The sequence below is a fragment of the Microbacterium yannicii genome (assembly GCF_024055635.1).
Classification (GTDB): domain Bacteria; phylum Actinomycetota; class Actinomycetes; order Actinomycetales; family Microbacteriaceae; genus Microbacterium; species Microbacterium yannicii.
Genome location: NZ_JAMXMB010000011.1, coordinates 143205 through 162329 on the forward strand (window position 1 = coordinate 143205; position 19125 = coordinate 162329).

Sequence of the window (19125 nt, forward strand, 5' to 3'; positions counted from 1 at the left end):
CCCCCATCATCGACGAAGGAGTCACCAGAAAATGTCAGAGATCCTGCTCTCGCAGCTCGCGCACGTCGAGCTGTTCAGCCCGAAGCCCGAGGAGACCGTCGCGTGGATGAAGGAGATCTTCGGTCTCGAAGAGACCACGCGCGAGGGTCAGTCCGTCTACCTGCGCGGCTGGGCGGAGTGGCTGCATTCCAGCCTGATCGTCACCGAGGCCAAAGAGTCCGGTATCGGCCGCATCGGCTGGCGCACCTATGGGGCAGAAGACCCCGAGACGATCGCCAAGCGCCTGCAGGATAGCGAAGAGCACGTCGGCTGGGTCGACGACTGGACCGGCCACGGCCGCACCTACCAGTACCGATCGGCGTTCGGTCGCCACCTGCACGAGGTGTTCTGGGATGTCGATCTGTATGAGGCGCCCGAAGACAAGAAGGACCACGCGGTCCCCAACCGTCCGCAGAAGATCCCGACCAACGGCGGATCCGCCGTCCGCTACCTCGACCACGTCACGATGCCCAGCGCGAACATGGGGGGTGACATCGAGTTCTACAAGAAGCTCGGCGCGCGCCACACCGCCGCGACCGAGGTCGAGCCGGGGTTCTCGGTGTTCTCGACCCTCACCTGCAACGGCATCCGCTCAACCCATGACATCGCGCTCGTCCCCGACTTCAGCGGCATGACCGGTCGCGGCCACCACATCGCGTTCCGCGTCGACCAGCGCGTCGACGTCGAGCGCATGGCCGAGATCGCCGTCTCACACGGCACCCCGATCGAGCTCGGCCCCGGCGTGCACGGCATCGATGAGATCACCTACCTCTACCTCCGCGAGCCGGGCGGCTTCCGTATGGAGGTCAACTCGGGCGGCTGGGTCAACAGCATGCCCGACTGGGAGCCCAAGACCTACCAGGCAGCCGGCGGCAACCCCGGTCAGTCGATCTATCGCAACGTAACCATGCCCGAGTCGTTCTACGAGGCCTGGCCGCTGCCGCCCAAGGAAGCCGCCGAGAAGGAACAGGCAGCAGTCAACGACGAAGCTCTCGGGGACTTCTTCCACCAGACGCCTCAAGGCGTCTGATCCTGCCGCAAAGTTCAACGTGAGATCGATGAGGATCTCAGAGAAGGGAGACCGCAATGGCTGCGGTGAAGAAGGTGGCGATCGCCGGCTGTGGCGTCGCCGCAATGGCGGCAGCGATACAGCTCGCCAAGCTCGGCGTCGATGTGCATGTTTTCGAGAAGAAGCCCGAACTGACTGCACTGGGCTCCGGTATCACGTTGCAAGGCAACGCCCTGCGAGCCCTGGACGAGGTCGGAGTGTGGACCCAGGTGCTCGAGAAGGGATATCCGGCCGAGGGTCTTGTCATCAGGGCGCCGGGGCCCGGCGCACCGGTCGTCATGTCCCTTCCCGAAGCGAAGACCGGAGGCCCGGACTATCCGGCTTCGTTGGGGATGTATCGGCCGGATCTGACCGGCATCCTGCACGCGGCCGCCATGGCGCAGGGTGTGACCTTTCGCTTCGACGCGGAGATCACCGGTCTCGCGCAAGAGGGAGAGCGCGTCGAGCTCGTCGTGAACGGCGAGCCGGTGGGAGACTTCGATCTGCTCATCGGTGCCGACGGGCTCCACTCGACGGTGCGCGAACTGATCGGCATCGATGTCGGACCCCAGCGGACAGGGATGGGTGCGTGGCGGGCATTCGTATCGCGTCCTTCCGAGGTCGTGTCTTCGGAGGCGTTCTACGGCGGCCCGGTCTACATCGCCGGCTACACGCCGACAAGCGAGGACGCGATGTACGCGTTCCTCGTCGAGCCGGCCCACGATCGCTCGGCCCTCTCAGACGAGGAGCACGCACGTCTCATGTATGAGACATCCCTCGCGTACGACGGGCCGTGGAATTCGATCCGGGCGGATCTGCTCACGTCGCCGCAGGTGAATTACACGTGGTTCACGTCGCACCTCGTCCCGGATGCCTGGAACCGAGGCCGTGTCGTGATCATCGGGGATGCAGCACACAGCTGCCCCCCGACGATCGCGCAGGGTGCGGCACAAGCCCTCGAGGACGCACTCGTCCTCACCGAACTCCTCGAGTCCCACGACGAGCTGGGCCAGGCGTTGTGGGATGAGTTCCACGCCCGTCGTCTGCCGCGTGCGGCCGCAGTGGTCGAGGCCTCGGTGCAGGTCGGGCAGTGGCAGATCGACGGCGACCAGCACGCCGACGTCGGTGGCCTCATGTTCGCGGTGGCGCAGAAGATGGCGGTACCGGCCTAGCCATGGGTCGCACGCTGCAGGCGGCCTCATGAGTGCGGCGATCTCGACGATTCGCGGGGACGCGCCGCGGCGACCGGCGGCCCCGCGCACCCATCCTTTGACGACGGCGAGGAGACGAAGATGATGACGGCAGAGGCACGAGCGGGAGACGAGCTCCGCGACCTCGCGCTGTCCGCTCTGCGGCGGGCCGGACTGCTGGGGGCCGAGCCGCCCACGGTCGAACCGCTGGCGGGCGGGGTGTCGAACGACGTTCTCATGGTGCGGACGGCACAGAGCGCATTCGTGGTGAAGCGGGCGCTGCCGCGCTTGCGCGTCGCGGAGGTGTGGGAAGCGTCGGCGGAGCGTTCCTACACCGAGGCCGCGGCGCTGCGGTGGGCCCACGGTGTGGCGCCGGATGCCGTACCCGGCGTGGTCACGGTGGACCGCGAGAACAATGTGCTCGTCATCGAGCTCGCACCCGACGGCTATGGGGACTGGAAGCAGCAGCTGCTGGCCGGTGACGTGCGGCCGGATGTCGGCACCCGGCTGGGCGCCCTCCTCGCCGGGTGGCACGTGGCCTCGGCATCGGATGCCGACGTGCTCGCGGAGTTCAACGATCAGGAGGCTTTCGGGCAACTGCGCGTGAAGCCGTTCTACACCGTCGCCGCAGAGCGCAACCCCGAGGCCGCGCCCGTCATCGCGACGCTCGTCGAACGGATGGCGGGCACTCGTGTGGCTCTCGTGCACGGCGATTTCTCTCCCAAGAACGTTCTTGCTCAGCCGGCCGACGGCGGCGGCCTCTGGGTGATCGACTGGGAGGTCGCCCACACCGGGGACCCGGTGTTCGACGTGGCGTTCCTGTTGCATCACCTGATCTGCAAGATCATCGTCCGACCCGATCGTCGGCACGAACTGATGACCACGGCGGAGAACTTCGTACAGAGCTACTCCGACCGAACGAGGACCGCCTTCCGCGACCTCGACCATCGCTACCTGCTCGCCCACGCGGGAGCGCTCGTGCTCGCGCGGGTCGACGGCAAGTCGCCGGTGGACTACTTCTCGACGGCACAACGCGACGAAGCTCGCGCGCTGGCCCTCGATGTGCTGCGCGAGGCCCCCGACGGACTCGCTGAACTCTGGAGGATGACGAGTGTCTGACCCGATCGAGATGATCACCGCCTTCGAGGCTCTGGACTCGCGAGGCCGCCCCACCGTGGGCTGCACCGTCGTAACGCGGGGAGGTGCCCGCGGCCGTGCGATCGTGCCCTCGGGCGCCTCGACCGGCTCCCATGAGGCGCGGGAACTGCGCGACGGCGGCGCGCGCTACGGCGGGTACGGCGTGCGGCGAGCCGTCGCCAACGCCGAAGGTGAGCTGTTCGAGGCGGTGCGGGGGATCGACGTCACGGACCAGGGTGCGGTCGACCGCGCGCTCCGGGAGGCCGACGGCACGGTTGACGGCGGACGGCTCGGCGCCAACGCGATCCTCGCGGTCTCGGTCGCCGCTGCGCAGGCAGCCGCGGCCTCCCGCGGCCTCCCGCTCTACGCCGCAGTCAGCGAGGGGCTTCGCACGCTCCCGATGCCGATGATCAACATCATCTCCGGCGGCGCGCACGCGGCCCGTGCGCTCGACATCCAAGACTTCCTGGTCGTCCCCGTGGGTGCCGCGACGTTCGCCGAAGCGATCGAGACCGTCGCCCGCGTCCGCGCCGCGACGGGGGAGGTGCTGCGCGACCGAGGTGCGACATGGGCGCTCGTGGCAGACGAGGGTGGCTATGGACCCCAATTGTCATCGAACCGCGAGGCACTGGAGGTGCTCTCGGACGCCTTCGAACGCGCCGGTCTCGCGCCAGGCGACGACATCGCCGTCGCCATCGACGTGGCCGCGACGCAGTTCCACTTTCCGACCGAAGGCACCTACATCTGGGAGACGGAGAATCGCCGGATGCGCGCCGACGAGCTCGTCGAGGAACTCGTTGCCTGGTCGACCGACTTCCCCATCGTCTCGATCGAGGACGCGCTCGCCGAAGACGACTGGGTGGGCTGGCGTACAGCGACGCAGCGCCTCGACGCCATCCAGCTGCTCGGCGACGATCTCTTCGTGACGTCACCCGACCGGCTTCGCCGAGGCATCGAGGAGGGGGTTGCCAACGCGGTGCTCGTCAAGCCGAACCAGATCGGCACACTCAGCGAGGCGCGCGAGGTCGTCGAGATCGCCCATGCCGCCGGCTACGCCACAGTGCTCTCGGCGCGTTCGGGCGAGACCGAGGACCACTGGCTGGCCGACCTGGCCGTCGGATGGAACACCGGTCAGCTCAAGATCGGCTCCACGATGCGCTCGGAGCGCACGGCGAAGTGGAACCGGGTGCTCGAGATCGAGCGCGAACTCGGCGAGGACATCGAACTTGCCCGGCCCACATTCGGGACGGGTTCCTGACGTGGCGACGATCGTGATCACGGACATCGCCTGGCCGAGTCCGGCGATCGAATCCGACCTGGCGCACGCCTCAGGCCATGAGATTCTGCTCGCGGACTCCGACGAACACCTGCTGACCCTCGCTCCGCAGGCGGACGCCATCCTCACGTGCTTTCGTCGGGTGCCCGCGGAGGTTCTCGATGCCGCGCCTCGGTGTGTGACTGTCGCCCGTTACGGGGTCGGCGTCGACAACATCGATGTCGACCACGCGACCGAACTCGGCATCCTGGTCAGCAACGTCCCCGAGTTCTGCACCGAGGAGGTCGCCGACCATACCCTCGCGCTCACGCTCGCGACGCTCCGCAACCTGGTTCCAGCCTCCGATGCGACCCGCAGCGGTGGCTGGACGCCCGCGGCCGCGTACCCATCGCGGCGGCTCCGCGGCCTCGTGTTCGGGGTCGTCGGGTTCGGCGCCACCGGCCGCGCGGTGGCAGAGCGCGCCGCGGCCTTCGGGCTCGAGGTCGTCGTCTCGTCGCGCGCGCTCGCGGCCGACCCCGGTTCGGCGCCTCCGTCGGTGACCCGCGTGGTCGGTCGCGACGAGCTGCTGCGCCTCGCGGATGTCGTGTCCCTCCACGTCCCCCTCAACGCCGAGACCCGTCACCTGGTCGGCGCGGATGAGCTCGCGATGATGAAGGACGGCGCACTGCTGATCAACGTCGGGCGGGGTGGTCTCGTCGAAACCGAAGCGCTCCGGGCAGAACTCGAGCGTGGCCGGCTGCGGGTGGCGCTCGACGTCACCGACCCGGAGCCCCTTCCTGCAGACCACTGGCTCCGCTCGAGCCCGGCCGCAATCATCACGCCCCACGTCGCCTTCGCCTCGGACGGTTCCCTCATCGAGCTGGCCACGAAGGCGACGTCGAACGCGCTCGCCGTGCTTGCCGGCCGGCGCCCGGCATCCATCATCAATCCCGAGGTGCTCACCTCTGACCTCCTCCGCATCACCCCGCAGTAAACCCGATCAGAACGCACTCGACGAAGCGAGCAGGTGGCGCAGCTCGACATCATGGGGCCGGACATCCACACGCCTGCCCCGGCCGTACAGCTGGCGCACTGACACGGAGGCGACTCTGCTCCCCATGGCGGGCTGACATCGCCGATCCGACCGAACCCGCCGCTCCCGCCCCGCTCAGCCGGGCGGGAGCGGCGGTTCCACGTGGAGCACGTTGTTCATCAGCGCGACTTTGACATACTGCGCGCCCACGAATACGGCTTCCACGGCGCCCCGGGTGCCCACCGCATCATGGATCCGGCGCCAGAGATCGTCGTCGACGGCACCGCGCCCGCTCACAGCGTCTGCCAACTCGAGCATCGCACCCTCCACGCCCGGCAGCATCTTCTGGCTCGACCGCACGGCGGTGAGGTCGGACGCCGAGATGTCCGCGGCAGCGGCAAAGAGCTGCAGATGCACCTGCCATTCCGCGACCGCGTCGTAGTTGTGCAGGATGCGCAGAATCAGCAGTTCCCGTAAACGCGGAGGCAGTTCTGTCGCGTGCAGCACGCGCGCCGTCGCGCCTTTGAGGTCAGCAAACGCCGCCGGAGAGTGGGCGACGACCCCGAACAGGTCGAGCGGGCGACCATCCGGGAGCCGGTACGAGTCGAGCGACGGATCGACGATCGGCTCGATCCTTCTGCGCCGTTCCACGAACATGCTGGCTCCCTCGTGTGCGAATGATGTAATCTACCACCCAGACGGTAGATAATCTTGATCGTCAGAGAGGCCGGGTAATGAATCGCACCGACATCGCACACGCACTGCTCGAGCGCTACTACGCCGACGCAGATCTGCTCGTCGACCAGGGGGTAGCCTCCTCGGACGACGTGGATGTGGCGATGCGATTGGGGGCCGGGTACCCGGCGGGCCCCTTCGAGACGCGCGGTGGGCGGCACTCTGCCGTTCCGGACGCGCCCCCTCGACCGGACTCGCCCTGGTCGGCCGTGGCCGTCGTGGGTACCGGGCACATGGCCTCGGGTATCGCGGAGGCGGTGGCCCGCGCGGGTGAGGTGGTCACGGTGATCGGCCGGGGCGCGGCATCCCTCGACCGCTCGCGAGCCGCGATCGGCGCCAACCTCGACCGTTCGGTCGGACGTGGACGCCTTTCGATTCAGGATGCCGCACTCGTCGTGGACCGGATCCGATTCGTGACGGGCCTCGATGCCCTGCCTGACGACACGGAGGTCGTCATCGAAGCGGTCACCGAAGACCTCGCCGTCAAGCGCTCCGTGCTGACCCAGATCGACCAGCGGGTCGGATCGGCAGCCGTCCTCGCGACGAACACGAGCTCGTATCGGGTGGCCGATGTCATGCAGGACGTGTCGATGCAGCGACGCACGCTGGCGCTCCATTTCTTCAATCCGGCCGCCGTGATGAAGCTCGTCGAGGTGGTACCCGGGCCGGCGAGTGATTCCGTCGCAGCGACGGCGGCGGACTGGGTCCGATCGCTCGGCAAGTCGCCGGTCTTCAGTGCTGATGCGCGAGGGTTCATCGTCAACCGGCTGCTGATCCCGTACTTGAACGATGCCGCGCGGCTTCATGACAACGGCTGTTCGGTGGACGACATCGACGCCGCCATGAAGGGCGCGCCCGGCCTTCCCATGGGGCCGTTCGCCCTGCTCGATCTCATCGGACTGGACGTCACCGTCGCGGCACTCGACTCGATGGCCGAGGCGGAGCCGGGCGACGAACGGTTGGTGCCCGCCGCGGCGCTCATCCAGCTCGTCGCCGAAGGCCGTCTCGGCCGCAAGAGCGGCGCGGGCTTCTACTCCCACGGAGGCACTCATGCACGATGACCTGCGCGAACGCGGCCGGTTCTTCATCGACGGCCGGTGGACCGCGCCCCTCGTCTCGGCGCCGGCGGTGGAGGTGACGGATTCCTCCAGTGGCGGTCGACTGGGAAGTGTGCCGGCAGGCGGCGCGGGCGATGTCGACCGTGCGCTGGCCGCGGCGCAGGGAGCCGCCGACGAGTGGCGGCGTACTGATCCCGGCGAGCGGGCGTCCGCGCTGGAAGCCGTCCGCGAACGCCTCGCGGCACGCCTCGACGAGATCGCCCAGGTCATCAGCCTCGAGGTCGGGACTCCCGCCAACATCTCCAAGAAGGTGCAGGTCGGTCTGCCCTTGGCGACCTTGCAGGGTTTCGCCGATTCTGCGCGCTCGTTCGAATGGGATCGCCCCGTCGGGAACTCCGTCGTGACACGGGAGGGCGCCGGTGTGGTCGCGGCGATCACACCGTGGAACTACCCGCTGCATCAGCTCGTCGGCAAGGTCGGCGGCGCTCTCGCAGCGGGAAGCACCGTGGTGGCCAAACCCGCCAGCGATGCTCCGCTGGCGGCGTTCGCCCTGGCCGATGCCATCGAGGCGGCGGGTCTGCCGGCAGGCGTGTTCAACCTCGTGAGCGGCGGCGGCGCCGCGGTGGGCGAGCCGCTCGCGAGCGACCCGAGGGTTGATCTCGTCTCCTTCACCGGCTCGACCTCGGTGGGCGCGCACATCGCCGCCCTCGCGGCGGCGAACGTCACCCGCACGAGCCTCGAACTCGGCGGCAAGTCGGCCAGCATCGTCCTCGACGACGCCGATCTCGAGCGTGCCGTCCGGTCCAGCGTCGGAAACGCGTTCCTGAACTCTGGTCAGACATGCTCCGCCTGGACACGGCTCGTCGTGCCGCGGGCGCTCCAGGACCGTGTGATCGAGATCGCCGCCGCGTCGGTCGAACGGCTCCGACTCGGCCATCCCCTCCAGGAGAGCACGCGGCTGGGCCCGTTGGTGTCGGCGGCGCAGCAGCGATCGGTGCGGGCACACATCGATCGCGGCGCGGGGATCGCGCGGCTGATCGCCGGGGGCTCGGCGCAGCCTGCCGGCCTCGAGACGGGGTTCTACGTCGCGCCGACGATCTTCGCCGATGTCGACAACTCCTCACCGCTGGGGCAAGAAGAGATCTTCGGCCCGGTGCTGTCCATCATCCCGTTCGACTCGGAGGAGCAGGCGGTGGCCATCGCCAATGACAGCCCCTACGGGCTCGCAGGCGGCGTGTGGAGTGGGGACCCGGAGCGCGCGCTCGCCGTCGCGCGGCGCATCCGCACCGGACAGGTGGACATCAACGGCGCGGCCTTCAATCCGGTCGCTCCTTTCGGCGGAGTGAAGTCGTCGGGTTACGGACGTGAGTTCGGCGAGTACGGCATTGAAGAGTTCACCGTGACGAAAGCGATCCAGCGATGAGCCGCACCCACCTCCAATCGATCAGCCGCTACTACGACGGGTGCTCCGGCGGTGACATCCCGCTCATGCTCGAGACGCTGCATCCTGATGTCGTCCACTATTTCCTTGCGCCGAACGTCGGTTCCGCACCGGTCGCCGGAGCCGAGCACCTCGTGCGGTACTGGCGGAAGGTCACCGGCATGATCCACGCGACCTGGGTCGTCGACCACATCCTCGACGGGGTCGACGAAGCGGTGATCGAGTGGACGATGTCTTGGACGCCCTCCGGCAAGGAACAGTCAGTGGCCACGAGAGGGGCGGAGTGGTTCGTGTTCCGCGAGGGCCTCATCTCAGAGATCCGCTCCTACTACCAGCAGCGACCCGACACGACGGAACTCGACGGGTTCCCGTACACGGAACGCGGCTACTCCACCGTCGGCCACCTCGACAGCGCGATCCATCAGCCAGTGCAGAACAGGGAAGCGCGATGAGCATCGACCTCCACATCGGCGACGGGCACGCGACAGTCACGATCAATCGGCCAGAGCGGATGAACGCTCTCGACGAGCCGACGAGGCTGGCGCTCGCCGAGGCCATCAGATCAGCCGCAAGCGAGCCGGAAGTCGGCGCGATCATCATCACCGGCGCAGGACGCGCCTTCTGCGCGGGCCAGGATCTGGCCGCGGTCCACGAACTCGACGACGCGTACGACACCGTCGCGCGCACGTACAACCCGATCGCCGAGGCGATCGGCTCCGCATCCGTTCCGGTCATCGCCGCCGTCAACGGCGCCGCCGTCGGGGCGGGGATGGGCATCGCGCTGGCGTGTGACGTGGTGCTGATGTCGGAGAGGGCATCACTCGCCTGCGTCTTCGGCAAGGTCGGCCTCGTTCCCGACACGGGGACGTCGTGGCAGCTCGTGCGCAGTGTCGGCTACCTCCGGGCGTTCGAACTGGCCACCACGGGACGCCGCATCAGCGCGGACGAAGCACTCGCCCTGGGCCTAGCGGCGGAGATCGTCGACCCCGAGGCGCTGATGACGCGGGCGCAGGAGCTCGCCGGTGAGCTGGCGTCCGGTCCTCGCCTGGCGCAGCAGCTGACCAAGGAGGTGCTCCGGCTCGCTCAGATCGCCACCCCGAGCGAGACGATGGAGCGGGAGGCCGTCAGCCAGGGAATCGCTGCACGTGACGGTGCGCATCTCCGCATGCGATCCGCGTTCCTCGCCCGTTGAGTCGAGGACGACCTCCGGCGCGCGTCGCACGGCCTGCGATATCGTGACTGCACATCAGGGGAGAGAATTCGTGAGCACCGCAGCCGAACGACGACCGATCACGTCGCGGATGTCGGGTGATGCGCGCCGTGCCCAGATCCGGGAGGTCGCCGCCGATCTCTTCGACCGCTCGGGCTACCGCGATACGTCGATGGACAGGATCGCCGAGGAAGTCGGCATCAAGAAGGCGTCGCTGTACTACTACTTTCCGAGCAAGGACCGACTGCTCATCGAGATGCACGACGAGATGATCGAGCTCATCATCGCGTCGCACGAGGCGAGGATGAATGCCGGCACCGCCACCGCATCCGAACTGCTCCGCGGGATGATGACCGACATCATCTCGCTCCAGGAGACGCACCCCGGGTCGTTGCGGGTCTTCTTCGAGCACTTCAAGGAGATACCCGAGCCCGAGCGCGCCCGGGTCATGGAGCGTCGAGCGGTGTATGAGGGGTACCTGCGCGAGCAGCTCCAGCGCGGAATGGACGGCGGGGAGTTCAAGCCGCTCGACATCCGGTTCGCAACATTCGCGATCCTCGGAATGGCCAATTGGTCGTATCAATGGTTCCGGCCGGGAGGCACCGCCACCGCCGAACAGGTCGCCGCGGCATTCTGGAGCATGCTCAGCGAAGGCATCGCTGCTACTTGACTGCGATCGGATTCACCGGCGACCCTACAGCGCCGGTGAACGGCAGCGGTTGCGCCGCAAGGAGGAACTCGTAGGTGCCGTCGGCAGCGCAATCCGCGGCAAGGCGGTCGAGGTCCCACATCTCGCCGAGCAGCAGTCCCACATGTGGCAGGAGCACCTGGTGCAGTGGCTGCATCGAGTTCGGGAACTCGTTCGGTCGCACCTCCACGCCCCACGTGTCTGTCGCCACGGCGGCGATCTCGCGCGCGTGGAGCCATTCAGCCGTCGTGAAGGACAGCCCCGGCGCGGGGCCGCCGGCGTACGTCCCCCAACCGACGCCGCGGCGTACGCGCGTGAGCTGACCGGTCCTCACGAGCAGGATGTCGCCGCGCCCGACCGCCGATGAGGCGCCCTGGGCCTCGATTGTGGCGTCGAGATCGGCGGGCGTGATGGCGTATCCATCCGGCAGTTCCCCACCGGCGAGGACACGGCCGACGTCGAGGAGCACGCCTCGGCTGACCATCGGCTCCGAGACATGCTCGATGCCCGTCGCGAGGTCGCCCTCGCTGGTCACCGTGCGGGCAGCCACGCGGTTGTTCCACCCGATGCCGTGGTCGAACACGTGGCCGAGCCCATCCCACTGGGTCGAGCATTGCAGCGGCATGAAGACGCAGTCGTCGGCCACCGAGAGCCCGTGCGGAAGTCCCATGATTTCGGCTGTATCCATGCCGGTGCTGGTCATGGTGTGCACGGGGTTGACGCGCCGCTTCCAGCCGTTCTGCGGGCCGTCGTTGTCGAACGGGAGCGACAGCGAGAACGTCTCGCCGCGTATCACGAGCGATGACGCCGCGACGCGCTTGTCGGCGTCGATGAAGTTGACGGTGCCGCGCGCATCGTCGGGGCCCCATCGATCCCAGTTGCTGACACTCGCCGATACCGACGCGATCGCCGCCTCGGCGTCGTTGCCGTAGCGTGCGACGGCGGGTGTGGTGACGTCGGTCATAGGGTCTCCCTCATCGTGATTCGTTCCATGAGCCGCGGCCCGAAAAGCCCCTGAGCGCTCCCGGACGTGACTGCGGCGCGTGCCGCGCGGTCGCTCAGCGCGGCTTCGATCCGGTCGATCGGGTCGTCGACGCCCATGTCGAACGGGTAGTCGCTTCCGAGCGTGACGTGGTCGTCGCCGACACTTTCGACGAGGAATCGCAGGGCAGGTGCCGTGTAGACGAGCGCGTCGAACCACATCCGTCGCAGATACCAGCTGGGCGGATGCTCACATGTGCGCGCATCCTCCCGCTGATGCCAGGCGTGGTCGGCGCGGCCGCTGTAGCTGGGCAGCCATCCCCCCGCATGCGCTGCCCAGACCCGCAGATCCGGGAACCGGTCCAGCACGCCGCCGAAGATGAGCCGCGACAATGCGAGCGACGTCTCGGTCGGGTTGCCGACGTGATTGAACATGTAGCCCACGTCGAGGCGCTCGGCGAGGCTGCACCCCCATGGATGAATGAGCACGGGCACGTCCAGCTCGACGGCCGTCTCCCAGAACTGGGAGAGCGACGGATCGTCCAGCTCCACGCCCGGCGCGGCCGTCGTCGAGATCTGCACGCCGACCGCTCCCAGCTCGACCGCCTGGCGCAGCTGACGCGCCGCGAGATCCGGAAGGTGGAGCGCGACCGTGCTCACAGGCACGAGTCGATCGGGCGCCGCGCGGCAGAAGTCGGCCACCGCGGTGTTCACCTCGCCGACGTAGCGGTCGGCCAGGGACCGCTGCATCCACGGCCGCGCGATCGGAGTCGCACTCACCGCTTGGACATCGACGCGCGCCGCATCCATCGCTGCCAGGCGTTCGGGCAGCGAGGTGAGCCTTCGTGCGAGTGCCGCGAACTGCTCCCGGTTGTACGCTGCCGATTCGGCGCCCAGTGCTCGTGCGTCGGAGGCGAGCTGGGCGGTGAAGCCAGGCTCTCCGGCGAGGAGCCGATCGGCGTCGGGGGTTCCCAGATGGGCGTGCACGTCGATTGTTCTCACGGCCCGAGACCTCCCTTGGTTTCTCTTCGCCGCCACGTTATCGTTCTCTGAGGACGCTATCAACCGTCCGTAAGGTAGATAAGGAAGAGAGGACACCCGTGCGACTCGCAACGATGCGGAATGGCACACGCGACGGAGCACTGCATCTGGTCGCTCGCGACGGCATTCGGGCCGCGAGCGCGCAGGCGGTCGCCCCGACTCTGCTCGCTGCGCTGGAGGAGTGGCCACGCGTGCGAGCAGATCTCGAAGCGCTCGCCGCTGAGCTCGAGGCCGGTGGACCTTCGACGATCCCGTTCGACGACTCCCTCGCGCTCGCTCCGTTGCCCCGCACGTGGCAGTGGCTCGATGCGTCCGCCTTCCTCAACCACGGCGCACTGCTCTCGCGCTCACTCGGAATGGACCCGATCGTTTCGCCGGTGCCGCTGATGTATCAGGGGATGTCGCACGAGTTCCTCGCTCCGCACGAGCCCGTCACGTTGTGGAACCCGCGCGGCGACCTGGATTTCGAAGGTGAGTTCGCGGTGGTCCTTCGCGAGACTCCGGCAGGGATCGACGCCGACGCGGCCCTGGAGCACATCGCACTCGTCACCTTCGTCAACGACTGGTCGCAGCGCGCCATCGTGGTCGAGGAAATGGGCCGAAAGTTCGGCTTCATCGAAGGAAAGCCCGCGACCACGATGGCCCCGGTCGCGGCCACCCCGGACGAGCTGGGCGAGTGCTGGCAGGACGGCCGGATCACCGCGACCCTCACCGTCGCATTGAACGGGGAGCGTTTCGGCGAGGTGCCGGCGGGGGAGATGGACTACAGCTTCGGTGAGCTGATCGCCTACGCCGCCCGGACGCGCAACCTGGCGGCGGGAACGGTGATCGGCAGCGGGACGGTGTCGAGCACCAAGTACGCGGAGACGGGCTCGGCGTGCATCGCGGAGCGGCGCGGCATCGAGATCATCCAGACCGGCTCCGCCTCCACTCCCTACCTCCGCGACGGTGACCGTGTGAGCATGCGAGTCGAGATCAATGGAGACACCGTGTTCGGCCGGGTGGATCAGACCGTGGTGCGTCGATGATCGACAAGTCTGTTCCGGATGCCGCAGCCGCCGTCGCCGGGATCCGCGACGGAGCCACCATCATGATCGGCGGCTTCGGGCGCGCTGGGGAACCCGTCGAGTTGATCGACGCGCTTATCGAACAAGGCGCGCAGGACCTGACCATCGTCAACAACAACGCGGGAAGCGGCGACTCCGGGCTGGCCGCGCTGCTAGCCCGAGGCCGCGTACGCAAGGTGATCTGTTCGTTTCCGCGGCAGCATGACTCCTGGGTCTTCGACGGCCTGTACCGCGCGGGTGAGCTCGAGCTCGAGCTCGTGCCGCAGGGCAACCTCGCCGAGCGGATCCGCGCTGCCGGCGCGGGGATCGGCGCCTTCTTCACGCCCACCGGTGTGGGCACGGAACTCGCAGCGGGCAAGGAGGAACGCGTCATCGACGGCCGCACGTACGTCCTGGAGCATCCGATCAAGGCCGAATATGCCCTTGTCAGCGGATGGCGCGCTGACCGCTGGGGGAACGTCGTCTACCGAAAGACGTCACGCAACTTCGGACCTGTCATGGCGGCCGCCGCGACCACCACGATCGTGCAGGTCGACGAGCTTCTGCCGCTCGGATCGCTCGACCCCGAGAGCGTCGTGACACCCGGCATCTTCGTCGATCGGATCGTCGGCGTCGGCGATCGTGCGTGGCTGAACGAGGGCGATTTCGTCGGCGGAGTGGACATCGAAGGTCGTCCGCTCGCGAGCGCTTCGACAGGCTCAGCGACCGGGACGAAGAGGAAGGTCGACCAGTGAGCGTCAGCGAACCGAAGGCGCAGGCCGCCCGCATCAGCCGCGAGCAGCTCGCGGCCCGCATCGCGCAGGACATCCCGGAGGGCTCGTACGTCAACCTCGGCATCGGGGCGCCCACCCTGGTGGCGAACTTCCTGCCGGAGACGCTCGAGATCATCCTGCATACCGAGAACGGGCTGCTCGGCATGGGACCGGCCCCCGAGCCGGACCTCGTCGACCCGGACCTGATCAATGCGGGCAAGCTGCCGGTCACCGCGCTGGCGGGGGCGGCGTACTTCCACCATGCCGACTCGTTCGGCATGATGCGCGGCGGGCATCTCGACGTCTGCGTGCTCGGCGCCTTCCAGGTCTCCGAGCGCGGTGACCTGGCGAACTGGTCCACCGGTGCGCCCGGCGCGATCCCCGCCGTCGGCGGCGCCATGGACCTCGCCATCGGTGCGAAGAACGTCTACGTCATGACCGACCTGCTCACCAAGACCGGCGAATCCAAGCTCGTCGAAGCGTGCACGTACCCGCTCACCGGCGTCGCGTGCGTGACCCGTGTCTACACCGACCACGCGATCTTCGATGTCACGCCCGACGGATTTGCCGTGCGCGAGGCGTTCGGCGAGAACACCGTCGCGTCGCTGTCGGAGCTGACCGGCCTGGAGTTCGCAGAGATCGAGGCGGTTCAGCTCTCATGACAGGACCGCGACTCACCCGAGTGGAGACGCAGGGGCGCGTCGGCTGGATCACGATCGATCGGCCCGAATCGCTCAACGCCCTCAATGCGCAGGTGATGCGCGAGGTCGTCGACGCGGCGACAACCTTCGACGCCGATCCGCAAATCGGCGCGATCGTCCTCACCGGGAGCGAGCGGGCCTTCGCGGCAGGTGCGGACATCGCTGAGATGGAGCCGCTCTCCGGTCTCGATCTCATGATGGACGAGCCGTTCGGCGGCTGGGCGAGGTTCGCCACCGTACGCACTCCGGTGATCGCCGCCGTCGCCGGGTATGCACTCGGGGGTGGCTGCGAGGTAGCGATGATGTGCGACATCATCCTCGCTGCCGACACAGCGACCTTCGGCCAACCCGAGATCAATCTCGGCGTCATTCCGGGAATGGGCGGAACGCAACGACTCATCCGAGCGGTCGGCTACTACAAAGCCGCCGACCTCGTGCTCACCGGCCGACTCGTCAGCGCTCACGAAGCGGAACGGATCGGCCTGGTGTCACGAGTCGTGCCCGCCGACGACCTGCTGGCCGAAGCGGCGCGTACCGCCGAAGCTATCGCGGCCAAGTCGCTGCCCTCGGTATACGCAGCCAAGCAGGCCTTGGATGTGGCGATGGAAGGGTCGCTTGCCGAAGGCCTGCGCTGGGAGGCCCGCGCGTTCGCGGCGCTCTTCGACACGCACGACCAGAAGGAAGGGATGCGGGCCTTCCGCGAAAAGAGAGCGCCAGCGTTCCGCCACGGCTGAAGCCCTGCATCGGCAAGACCACCGCGTGCGCGGGCGCACGCAGATTCAAGGAGGAATCCACATGTGCATCGACATTCCCGCTTCGGCCCCCGGCTCCACTCGCCGCGGCTTCCTGACCGGTCTCGGGGTCACGGCCGCCGCAGGCGCGACGTACCTCGCCGCTCGACCGGCATCCGCGGCAGCCTCACCGACCATGAGCCAAGGGCGCAGTCGGACGCGAATCGTGCCGCTCGGTACCGCCGGCGGGCCGATCTATCAGGGAAGCGGCCGCAACGGCACATCCACGGCGGTCGTCGTCGGCGAACGCGTGTACATCGTCGACCTCGGTCTCGGTTCGCTGCAGCAACTGGCAGCGAGCGGCCTCGCTGCTTCGCCGACACTCCCGAGCTCTCTGGCACACGTCTCAGGTGTTTTCTTCACGCATCTTCATTCGGATCACACCGCGGATTGGCCGGCGATGTTCGCCACCTCGCCGTCCAACATCAACGGTCGAACTGGACCTGCGATCCGGGTGTACGGCCCGGGAAGCCGCGGCAGTCTGCCCCGCGTCTATCCGCCGAGTCGTCCCGAGCCCGCAGTGATCTCCCCGGAGGACCCGGCGCCGGGGATTACGGCGATGACGGGTTACTTGACCAAAGCGTTCGCGCAGGACCTCAACGACCGGATCCGGGACAACAATGCCCCGTCCCCAGGGTCGCTGTTCGAGCTGCACGATATCGACATCTCAACGATCTGGGCGGTCGATCCCGACGGTGTTCCGCCGCGCACGGATCCGTTCCTCATCTGGGAGGACGGGGATGTGAAGATCACTGCGACGCTCGTCGACCACCGCCCCACCGCGCCCGCCTTCGCCTACCGCTTCGACACACCGGACGGGTCGATCGTGGTCTCGGGCGACACGACGGTGAGTGAGAACCTCATTGCGCTCGCTGAGGACGCCGATTATCTCGTGCATGAGGTGATCGACGCCGCGTGGGTCGACGAGATCGCAGCGAGCGTCCCCGAGCCGATCCGTGAAGCGTTGCGGCAGCACCTGATCTCCTCCCACACGACGATCGAGCAGGTCGGAAAAGACGTGGGCGAGCGGGCGGGAGCCAAGAACCTCGTGTTGACGCACCTTGCGCCGTCCGACAACCCGGACGGCAGATGGATGCGGGCTCGAAGGGGTTACAGCGGCAAGGTGATCGTCGCTCGCGAACTGGTGGAGATCCCCGTGAGCAAGCGGCGTTCCTGACATGTGGTGAGTCATCGGCTCGTCGGGGATGGTGGGAAGCCTCGACCCCGGCTTTCACGCGACCCCCGGCGTCGATGGCTCGAGCGGCCGAGAAGCATGGATGGTTGGACCACGGGCGCGGGAGCGTCGCGGGCTGAGGGGCCGCGCCGAGACACGGTCCGCCAGGTGTCTCCGGACGGATTCCCGATGATCGTTGCCTTCCCTCGGTGGTGCTAGATCGATACCGCGGGCGTGGGTGCGTCGACGGCGAGCTTGATCCCGATTGCGCCGAGGAGTGTGCCGGTGACCCATCTCTGCCACCGCATCCACGCGCGAGAGGAGGTCATGCCTGCACGCCACCCTTGGCTGATGCTGCGTGAGACGAGGTAAATCATGTTCGGGCCTGGGGTGAGCACGAGCCCCAGCTCGACGAGCGCAATACCGGATGCGGCAGCCAACGAGATCATGAGCGTTCCTTCGCAAGATCGGATGAGCATCCTCATCGACGCGAAGTCCATCAGAGTCTGTCACGAGCTCACCCAGGCCCGATGGATGCCGCGGCCCTCTCGTTCGCGATGGCCAACGACCGATCCTGTCGTGGCCGAGCGGGCGCGGTACGCGCCGCCGTCGAACCTCGACCTCGGCGTGATCGCGACGATCGAGAAGCTGCTGGAGGGCCTGCGGACGAGCTCAGCGACGCGAGATCGGTCTACGAGCCAGTTATCGCGCCGGGGCGGACCCGGAGACCCTCGAGCATGGCGGCGATCTCGGACCGTACTGCCGTCCTCGTCTGCACAGGCTCCGGAGAACGCGCGATGACGACTGCCGCCTCGCACAATGCTCCGAGGAGGAGCCGGGATCTCACTGAGCTGTCTCCCTCGCGCACCTGGCCCGCTGCCTGCAATCGGGCAAGGGCATCGGTCAGCAGCGCGCCGACGTATTCGTCCTCGACCGCTCTGGCCAGATCACGGCCGAGGACGGCAGGGCCGTCGAACACGACGATCTGACCGATCGGCGGGCGCTGGCACTCTCGAATGAAAGCGTCGATGCCGGCGATGAGGCCGTCCCACCCACTGCCGGCGTCGGCGGCTGCGGCCGCCAGCGTCGACACGAGTTGCTGCTGCACCTGGACGAAGACCGCTCGAAAGAGCGCCGACTTATCCGCGAAGTGATGGTAGAGCGCGCCCTTGGTCATACCCGCAGATGCGGCGATGTCGTCGGTCGAGACCGCCGCGTAGCCTTCGTCGCCGAACAGCTGCGCTGCGGCGTTCACCAGCCGGGCGGCTGTGGCCTCTGAGCGCTCCTTCTGGCTGTGCGGGGTCATCATTGGGCCCTCCTTGACGGCGCGGGATCGCATCGCTAACGTACATACTCCAAGTACATACTCCAAGTATGTCGATCGCAAGGAGCCTTCATGAATGATTTCGTCGAACGGTGGGCGGCCTTCTGGGCAGCCCCCGACCCCGATGCAGTTCACGCCATCGCGGACGAGCGCATCGTGCTGCGCTACCCGGGAGTATCAGAACCGATGACCGGTATCGACGCATGGAAGGAGCGTGTCGGGTCGATCGTCGAACGGTTTCCTGACGTGCGCCTCGACGTGACCTACCACGCGACCGTCGATGACCTCTGCTTCATCAGCTGGCGCGCGTCGGCCACAAGTCAGGGCAGGCCCATCTCGTGGGAGGGTACTGACCGGATGCTGCTCAGAGACGGCCGAGTGATCGACTCGATGGTTGCGTTCGACACGTCGGGCCTGCGCCCGGCCGCCGCTTGAACAGGAGCGCGGCGCTCGCCCTCTG

The 19125-nt window shown here is 67.7% G+C and carries 21 protein-coding genes; 16 read left to right on the top strand and 5 right to left on the bottom strand.

Going from position 1 to position 19125, the window contains the following annotated elements; genetic code table 11:
- Positions 1 to 31 precede the first annotated feature (31 nt).
- From NCG93_RS06355 to NCG93_RS06375, 5 genes are all read left to right on the top strand, one after another.
- Positions 32 to 1069 (top strand): VOC family protein, encoded by a 1038-nt coding sequence (locus NCG93_RS06355; RefSeq protein WP_194414776.1) that lies wholly within the window; start codon positions 32 to 34, stop codon positions 1067 to 1069.
- 56 nt (positions 1070 to 1125) lie between these two features.
- Positions 1126 to 2259: an FAD-dependent monooxygenase gene (locus NCG93_RS06360; protein ID WP_194414775.1), complete on the top strand. Its 1134-nt coding sequence runs from the start codon at positions 1126 to 1128 to the stop codon at positions 2257 to 2259.
- A gap of 120 nt (positions 2260 to 2379) precedes the next feature.
- Positions 2380 to 3396 carry a phosphotransferase family protein gene (locus NCG93_RS06365; protein ID WP_194414774.1) on the top strand — a complete coding sequence of 339 codons (1017 nt, stop codon included), beginning with the start codon at positions 2380 to 2382 and terminating at the stop codon, positions 3394 to 3396.
- Positions 3389 to 4672 (top strand): phosphopyruvate hydratase, encoded by a 1284-nt coding sequence (eno, locus tag NCG93_RS06370; RefSeq protein WP_425563544.1) that lies wholly within the window; start codon positions 3389 to 3391, stop codon positions 4670 to 4672. Before NCG93_RS06365 ends, eno begins: the two co-directional genes overlap by 8 nt.
- A gap of 1 nt (position 4673) precedes the next feature.
- On the top strand, positions 4674 to 5663 hold the full coding sequence (locus tag NCG93_RS06375; protein WP_194414773.1) for a C-terminal binding protein: 990 nt from the start codon (positions 4674 to 4676) through the stop codon (positions 5661 to 5663).
- A 174-nt stretch (positions 5664 to 5837) separates the two neighbouring features.
- On the opposite strand, the gene NCG93_RS06380 is transcribed toward NCG93_RS06375, so the two are convergent.
- The gene (locus tag NCG93_RS06380; protein ID WP_194414772.1) at positions 5838 to 6359 is read right to left on the bottom strand and encodes a carboxymuconolactone decarboxylase family protein; all 522 of its coding nucleotides are present in this window, start codon (positions 6357 to 6359) and stop codon (positions 5838 to 5840) included.
- A gap of 77 nt (positions 6360 to 6436) precedes the next feature.
- Between NCG93_RS06380 and NCG93_RS06385 the strand changes: the two genes are divergently transcribed.
- The 5 genes from NCG93_RS06385 to NCG93_RS06405 all read left to right on the top strand — a co-directional run bounded on the left by NCG93_RS06385 (position 6437) and on the right by NCG93_RS06405 (position 10816).
- The gene (locus NCG93_RS06385) at positions 6437 to 7498 is read left to right on the top strand and encodes a 3-hydroxyacyl-CoA dehydrogenase family protein (protein WP_194414771.1); all 1062 of its coding nucleotides are present in this window, start codon (positions 6437 to 6439) and stop codon (positions 7496 to 7498) included.
- Entirely contained in the window at positions 7488 to 8918 is a 1431-nt protein-coding gene (locus NCG93_RS06390) for an aldehyde dehydrogenase family protein (protein ID WP_194414770.1), read from the top strand. Before NCG93_RS06385 ends, NCG93_RS06390 begins: the two co-directional genes overlap by 11 nt.
- Positions 8915 to 9388, top strand: a complete 474-nt coding sequence (locus NCG93_RS06395; RefSeq protein WP_194414769.1) for a nuclear transport factor 2 family protein — start codon at positions 8915 to 8917, stop codon at positions 9386 to 9388. The genes NCG93_RS06390 and NCG93_RS06395 overlap by 4 nt, the downstream gene beginning before the upstream one ends.
- A complete protein-coding gene (locus NCG93_RS06400; protein ID WP_194414768.1) occupies positions 9385 to 10128 on the top strand; it encodes an enoyl-CoA hydratase/isomerase family protein in 744 nt (247 codons plus the stop codon). The genes NCG93_RS06395 and NCG93_RS06400 overlap by 4 nt, the downstream gene beginning before the upstream one ends.
- Positions 10129 to 10198: 70 nt before the next feature.
- A complete protein-coding gene (locus NCG93_RS06405; protein ID WP_194414767.1) occupies positions 10199 to 10816 on the top strand; it encodes a TetR/AcrR family transcriptional regulator in 618 nt (205 codons plus the stop codon).
- Here the strand turns inward: NCG93_RS06405 and NCG93_RS06410 are convergent.
- Positions 10809 to 11798 carry a cyclase family protein gene (locus NCG93_RS06410; RefSeq protein WP_194414766.1) on the bottom strand — a complete coding sequence of 330 codons (990 nt, stop codon included), beginning with the start codon at positions 11796 to 11798 and terminating at the stop codon, positions 10809 to 10811. The genes NCG93_RS06405 and NCG93_RS06410 overlap by 8 nt on opposite strands.
- Entirely contained in the window at positions 11795 to 12817 is a 1023-nt protein-coding gene (locus tag NCG93_RS06415) for an amidohydrolase family protein (protein ID WP_206687649.1), read from the bottom strand. The genes NCG93_RS06410 and NCG93_RS06415 overlap by 4 nt, the downstream gene beginning before the upstream one ends.
- Before the next feature lie 113 nt (positions 12818 to 12930).
- On the opposite strand from NCG93_RS06415, the gene NCG93_RS06420 reads away from it, so the two are divergent.
- From NCG93_RS06420 to NCG93_RS06440, 5 genes are read left to right on the top strand one after another with little or no spacing between them, the layout of a single operon-like run.
- Positions 12931 to 13884 (top strand): fumarylacetoacetate hydrolase family protein, encoded by a 954-nt coding sequence (locus NCG93_RS06420; RefSeq protein ID WP_206687648.1) that lies wholly within the window; start codon positions 12931 to 12933, stop codon positions 13882 to 13884.
- Positions 13881 to 14657, top strand: coding sequence for a 3-oxoacid CoA-transferase subunit A (locus NCG93_RS06425; protein WP_194414764.1), 777 nt, complete (start codon positions 13881 to 13883; stop codon positions 14655 to 14657). The genes NCG93_RS06420 and NCG93_RS06425 overlap by 4 nt, the downstream gene beginning before the upstream one ends.
- Positions 14654 to 15337: a 3-oxoacid CoA-transferase subunit B gene (locus tag NCG93_RS06430; protein WP_194414763.1), complete on the top strand. Its 684-nt coding sequence runs from the start codon at positions 14654 to 14656 to the stop codon at positions 15335 to 15337. Before NCG93_RS06425 ends, NCG93_RS06430 begins: the two co-directional genes overlap by 4 nt.
- Positions 15334 to 16110, top strand: coding sequence for an enoyl-CoA hydratase-related protein (locus NCG93_RS06435; protein ID WP_194414762.1), 777 nt, complete (start codon positions 15334 to 15336; stop codon positions 16108 to 16110). Before NCG93_RS06430 ends, NCG93_RS06435 begins: the two co-directional genes overlap by 4 nt.
- A gap of 25 nt (positions 16111 to 16135) precedes the next feature.
- Positions 16136 to 17344: an MBL fold metallo-hydrolase gene (locus tag NCG93_RS06440; RefSeq protein ID WP_206687647.1), complete on the top strand. Its 1209-nt coding sequence runs from the start codon at positions 16136 to 16138 to the stop codon at positions 17342 to 17344.
- Positions 17345 to 17556: 212 nt separating this feature from the next.
- On the opposite strand, the gene NCG93_RS06445 is transcribed toward NCG93_RS06440, so the two are convergent.
- Both NCG93_RS06445 and NCG93_RS06450 read right to left on the bottom strand, forming a co-directional pair.
- On the bottom strand, positions 17557 to 17790 hold the full coding sequence (locus NCG93_RS06445) for a hypothetical protein (RefSeq protein ID WP_194414761.1): 234 nt from the start codon (positions 17788 to 17790) through the stop codon (positions 17557 to 17559).
- 242 nt (positions 17791 to 18032) lie between these two features.
- Positions 18033 to 18650 carry a TetR/AcrR family transcriptional regulator gene (locus NCG93_RS06450; protein WP_194414760.1) on the bottom strand — a complete coding sequence of 206 codons (618 nt, stop codon included), beginning with the start codon at positions 18648 to 18650 and terminating at the stop codon, positions 18033 to 18035.
- An 87-nt stretch (positions 18651 to 18737) separates the two neighbouring features.
- On the opposite strand from NCG93_RS06450, the gene NCG93_RS06455 reads away from it, so the two are divergent.
- Positions 18738 to 19100 (top strand): nuclear transport factor 2 family protein, encoded by a 363-nt coding sequence (locus tag NCG93_RS06455; protein ID WP_194414759.1) that lies wholly within the window; start codon positions 18738 to 18740, stop codon positions 19098 to 19100.
- Positions 19101 to 19125: the final 25 nt, after the last annotated feature.

Bases quoted from the DNA above. Each gene is read 5' to 3' on its own strand.
- NCG93_RS06355 (WP_194414776.1), top strand. From the start codon at position 32: ATGTCAGAGATCCTGCTCTCGCAGCTCGCGCACGTCGAGCTGTTCAGC.
- NCG93_RS06385 (WP_194414771.1), top strand. From the start codon at position 6,437: ATGAATCGCACCGACATCGCACACGCACTGCTCGAGCGCTACTACGCC.
- NCG93_RS06435 (WP_194414762.1), top strand. From the start codon at position 15,334: ATGACAGGACCGCGACTCACCCGAGTGGAGACGCAGGGGCGCGTCGGC.
- NCG93_RS06445 (WP_194414761.1), bottom strand. From the start codon at position 17,790: ATGATCTCGTTGGCTGCCGCATCCGGTATTGCGCTCGTCGAGCTGGGG.
- NCG93_RS06455 (WP_194414759.1), top strand. From the start codon at position 18,738: ATGAATGATTTCGTCGAACGGTGGGCGGCCTTCTGGGCAGCCCCCGAC.
- NCG93_RS06395 (WP_194414769.1), top strand. From the start codon at position 8,915: ATGAGCCGCACCCACCTCCAATCGATCAGCCGCTACTACGACGGGTGC.
- NCG93_RS06450 (WP_194414760.1), bottom strand. From the start codon at position 18,650: ATGATGACCCCGCACAGCCAGAAGGAGCGCTCAGAGGCCACAGCCGCC.
- NCG93_RS06380 (WP_194414772.1), bottom strand. From the start codon at position 6,359: ATGTTCGTGGAACGGCGCAGAAGGATCGAGCCGATCGTCGATCCGTCG.
- NCG93_RS06410 (WP_194414766.1), bottom strand. From the start codon at position 11,798: ATGACCGACGTCACCACACCCGCCGTCGCACGCTACGGCAACGACGCC.
- NCG93_RS06420 (WP_206687648.1), top strand. From the start codon at position 12,931: ATGCGGAATGGCACACGCGACGGAGCACTGCATCTGGTCGCTCGCGAC.
- NCG93_RS06360 (WP_194414775.1), top strand. From the start codon at position 1,126: ATGGCTGCGGTGAAGAAGGTGGCGATCGCCGGCTGTGGCGTCGCCGCA.
- NCG93_RS06365 (WP_194414774.1), top strand. From the start codon at position 2,380: ATGATGACGGCAGAGGCACGAGCGGGAGACGAGCTCCGCGACCTCGCG.
- NCG93_RS06425 (WP_194414764.1), top strand. From the start codon at position 13,881: ATGATCGACAAGTCTGTTCCGGATGCCGCAGCCGCCGTCGCCGGGATC.
- NCG93_RS06400 (WP_194414768.1), top strand. From the start codon at position 9,385: ATGAGCATCGACCTCCACATCGGCGACGGGCACGCGACAGTCACGATC.
- NCG93_RS06390 (WP_194414770.1), top strand. From the start codon at position 7,488: ATGCACGATGACCTGCGCGAACGCGGCCGGTTCTTCATCGACGGCCGG.